This window comes from Micromonospora lacuserhaii, from assembly GCF_036902735.1.
GTDB lineage: Bacteria > Actinomycetota > Actinomycetes > Mycobacteriales > Micromonosporaceae > Micromonospora.
This window is the reverse complement of the sequence record NZ_JBAKHO010000111.1, coordinates 1-4,619: the sequence shown is the minus strand read 5'-3', so window position 1 is coordinate 4,619 and position 4,619 is coordinate 1. Positions and strand designations below refer to the sequence as shown.

2 protein-coding genes are annotated in these 4,619 nt (G+C 77.1%); both read left to right on the top strand.

The annotated features are described in order from the left end of the window. On the top strand, positions 1-3,172 hold a 3,172-nt coding region (locus V6U81_RS28875; protein ID WP_334494190.1), incomplete at its 5' end, for a KR domain-containing protein. A gap of 24 nt (positions 3,173-3,196) precedes the next feature. Next, the coding region (locus tag V6U81_RS28870; protein WP_334494189.1) for a type I polyketide synthase at positions 3,197-4,619 on the top strand (1,423 nt) is incomplete at its 3' end.

Here is a 4,619-nt window from a genome sequence, read left to right as displayed (position 1 = left end):
GTCCACCCGGCTGCGGGTGTCGCACGCGTTCCACTCGCCGCTGATGGAGCCGATGCTCGCGGAGTTCCGGGCGGTCGCGCGGTCGCTGAGCTACTCGGCGCCGGTGATCCCGGTGGTGTCCACGCTGACCGGTCGGCTCACCGAGCCGGGGGACCTGGCCGACCCGGAGTACTGGGTACGGCATGTCCGGCACGCCGTCCGCTTCGCCGACGCCGTCACCACCCTCGCCGAGCGCGGCGTCGTGGCGTACCTCGAGGTGGGCCCGGACGCGATCCTCACCGGGCTCGCCCCGGTCTGCCTCCCGGCCGACAGCGACGCGACGTTCCTCGCCACCCAGCGCCGGGACCACGACGAGGCCGCCACCCTGGCCGTCGCGGTCGCCCGCCTGCACGTCGGCGGCGTCGCCGTCGACTGGACACCCTGGTGCCCCGGGCGCCGGGTCGAGCTGCCCACCTACCCGTTCCAGCGCGAGCGGTACTGGCTGCGAGGCAGCCGGGCGGCCGGCGACGTCAGCACGCTCGGCCAGGCGGACCCCGGGCACCCGCTGCTCGGCGCGGCCGTCGACCTGCCCGACGGGGGCGCCGTGCTCACCGGGCGGCTCTCCGCCGCCGACCAGCCGTGGCTCGCCGGCAACCGGGTCCACGGCGTCGCCCTGCTGCCCGAGGCCGGCCTGGTCGGGCTCGCCCTCACCGCCGCCCGGCACGTCGGCGCCGCGGCGGTCGGCGAACTCGTCGTCGACCAGCCGCTCGTGCTGGCCGAGCGGACCCACCTCGCGCTGCGCCTGGTGGTCACCCCCGAGGAGCCCGGCGGCCTGCGGTCGGTGACCATCAGCAGCCGCGTCGAGGGCGCCGAGGGAGGCTGGCTCCGGCACGCCACCGGCACCCTCACCACCGACGGCCCGTCGAGCGCTCTCGTACCGGTGACCTGGCCGCCGCACGGCGCCACCCCCATCGAGATCGACGACCTGGCCACGGCCCTGGCCGGGCTCGGCCACGAACAGGCCGCGGCGGGCGTGGTCCTCACCGCCGCGTGGCGGCGGGGTGCCGAGGTCTTCGCCGAACTGGCCGTGCCGGCCGGGGCCGTCGGCGCGCCCCTGGACGCGGCGTCGCTCGACGCGGCCCTGCACCCGCACCGGCTGGCCGGGGGCGGCGGCCAGGCGTACCGCTGGACCGGGGTCGCCGCGCACGCGGTGGGCGCCACCGACCTGCGGGTGCACCTCGCCCCGGGCGACGCCGACACCCTCCGGCTCACCGTGACGGACGCGGCCGGCGCACCGGTGCTCACCGCGGAGTCGGTGGCGACCCGGGCGTACGACCCGGCGCAGCTGGCCGTCCCGGACACCGGCACCCTGCTGCGGCTGGACTGGCTGCCGGCCACCGGTGGCGCCGCCGCCGAGCTGACCGGCGACTGGACGGTGCTCGGCCCCGACGTCCTCGCCCTCGGCGACGAGGCACCCGCCCACCCCGACCTGACGTCGCTCACCGCGGCGCTCGGGGCGCAGCCGCCCCGGTACGTCGTCACCGCCCTGCCCGCGGTGACCGGCCAGGTTCCCGCCGACGTGGCCGCCACCACGGGCGCCACCCACGCGCTGCTGCGCTCCTGGCTCGCCGAGGACCGGCTCGCGCTGACCACGCTCGTCGTGGTCGTCCGGGCCGGCACCGCGGCCACCGCGCTGCCCACCGCCGCCGCCCGGGGCCTGCTCCGCGCCGCGCAGGCCGAACACCCCGGCCGGTTCCTGGTCGTCGAGCTGGCCCCCGACCTCGCGCCGGGGACGGAGACGGCCGCGGCGGTACGGGCCGCCGTCGGCGCCGGCGAGCCGGAGACCGCCGTACGCGGGGAGACCGTGCTGGTGCCCCGGCTCACCGACGTGCCCGACACCGCCGGGCCGCGCCCGGTCCTCGGCGCCGGCACCGCCCTGGTCGTCGGCGGGACCGTCGGCGTCGGCGCGCTGCTGGCCCGGCACCTCGTCGGGGCGCACGGCTTCCGGCACCTGCTGCTCACCGGGAACGCCGACGTGCCGGCGCTGGCCGCCGAGATCACCGCGCTCGGCGCCACGGCCGACGTCGGCGTCGGCGACCCCCGCGACCCGGCGGTGATCGCCGGGCTGCTCGCCGGGGTTCCCGGGGACCAGCCGGTCACCTGCGTGGTGCTCGCCCTGCCGGCCGCGGGGAACGGACTGATCGCCACCCGTACGCCGGACGAGGTCGTCGACACGGTCAGCGGCACCGTCGACGTGGCGTGGCACCTGCACGACCTCACCCGCAAGCTGGCGCTCGACGCGTTCGTCCTCTGCGGCGACTCGGCGGGCGTGCTGCACGGCGCCGGCCGGGGCGGCACCGCCGCCGCCAGCACCTTCCTCGACGGCCTGGCCCGGCACCGGCGGGCGCTCGGCCTGCCCGGTGTCGCGCTCGCCTTCGGCCCGGTCGAGCCGGCCGGCGACGACCTGTACCGGGACCGCCTGCACCGCCTCGGCCTGCCCTCGCTGACCGCCGCCGAGGTCACCGCCGCGTTCGATGCGGCGCTCGCCGCGGAGGAGCCGGCGCTGCTGCCGCTGCGCCTGCACCGCCCCACGCTGCGCGCCGCCGCGACCGAACTGCCCGCCGTGCTGCTGGGCATCGGCGGGGTACGCCAACCGGCGCGCGACGACGTCGCCGGCGGCCAGGCTCTGCGCCGGCGCTACCTCGCGATGAGCGCGGGCGCCCGGACCGACGCCCTGCTGGACCTCGTGCGCGGGCACGTGGCCGCCGTCCTCGGACACGCCGGCGGCGACGCCGTGCCGCCGGACCGGCCGTTCAAGGAGCTGGGCTTCGACTCGCTCGCCGGGGTGGAGCTGCGCCGACGGCTCGGCGCGGCGCTCGGCCTGGAACTGCCCGCGACGCTGGTCTTCGACCACCCGACCGCGCGCGCCGCCGCCGCGTTCGTCGACGCGGAACTCGGCACCGGCACGGACGACGGCGAGCCCGCCCTCCTGCACACGATCGACGAGCTGGGTGCGGCGCTGACGGCCCTGGCGCCGGAGGAGCGGCACCGCGAACTGATCACCACGCGGCTCGAGGCGCTGCTGCGCGGCTGGCGGGACCGGGCCGGGGACACCGGACTTTCCGACGACTACCTGAACGCCACCGACGACGAGCTCTTCGAGCTCATCGACGGCGAGCTCGGGCTGTCCTGACGGCCCGCACCGACAGGGGACCAGATGAGCAACGACGACAAGCTCCGCGACTACCTGAAGCGGGCCACCGCCGAGCTGAAGAACGTCAAGCGCCAGCTCAGGGAGAGCGAGCAGCGGCACCACGAGCCCATCGCGATCGTGGCGATGAGCTGCCGCTACCCCGGCGGGGTCAGCTCCCCCGAGGGGCTGTGGGACCTCGTCGCCACCGGCACCGACGCCATCTCCGAGTTCCCCACCGACCGCGGCTGGGACACCGACCGGCTGTACGACCCGGAACCGGGCCGGTCCGGCCACACGTACACCCGGCACGGCGGCTTCCTGCACGACGCCGCCCTGTTCGACGCCGCCTTTTTCCGGATCAGCCCGAAGGAGGCCCGGGAGACCGACCCGCAGCAGCGGCTCATGCTGGAGACCGCGTGGGAGGCCTTCGAGCGGGCCGGCATCGACCCGCACGCCGTCCGGGGCGACCGGGTCGGCGTGTTCGCCGGGGTGGTCTACCACGACTACGCCGACGGCGGCGGCACCGGACAGCTGGCCAGTGTCGCGTCCGGCCGGGTCGCCTACACCCTCGGCCTGGAGGGCCCGGCGGTCACCGTGGACACCGCCTGCTCGTCGTCGCTGGTCGCGGTGCACTTCGCGGTGCACGCGCTGCGTACCGGCGAATGCCGGATGGCGCTCGCCGGGGGCGTCACCGTGATGGCCACCCCCGCCTCCTTCGTCGGCTTCAGCCAGGACGGCGGTCTGGCCGCCGACGGGCGCTGCAAGTCGTTCGCCGCCGCCGCCGACGGCACCGGGTGGGGCGAGGGCGTCGGCATGCTGCTGCTGGAGCGGCTCAGCGACGCCCGCCGCAACGGCCATCCGGTGCTCGCCGTCGTCCGGGGGAGCGCGCTGAACTCCGACGGGGCCAGCAACGGGCTGACCGCACCGAACGGACCGGCGCAGCAACGGCTCATCCGGGCCACCCTCGCCGACGCCCAGCTGACCGCCGACCAGGTCGACGTGGTCGAGGCGCACGGCACCGGCACGGTGCTCGGCGACCCCATCGAGGCGCAGGCCCTGCTCGCCACCTACGGCCAGGGGCGCTCCGCCGACCAGCCGCTGCTGCTCGGGTCGCTCAAGTCCAACATCGGGCACGCCCAGGCGGCCGCCGGGGTCGGCGGCATCATCAAGATGGTCCAGGCCATCCGGCACGGCGTCCTGCCCCCGACCCTGCACCTGGACGCGCCGAGCCCGAACGTCGACTGGTCCGCCGGGCGGATCGAGCTGCTCACGTCGGCCGTCGCCTGGCCCGACCGGGGACACCCCCGCCGGGCCGGCATCTCGTCCTTCGGGCTCAGCGGCACCAACGCCCACCTCATCCTGGAGGAGGCGCCGACCGCCGACGTTGCGCCGGCCGCCGACGTCGCGCCGACCGCCGCCGTTGCGCCGGCCGCCGCCAAGTCGGATC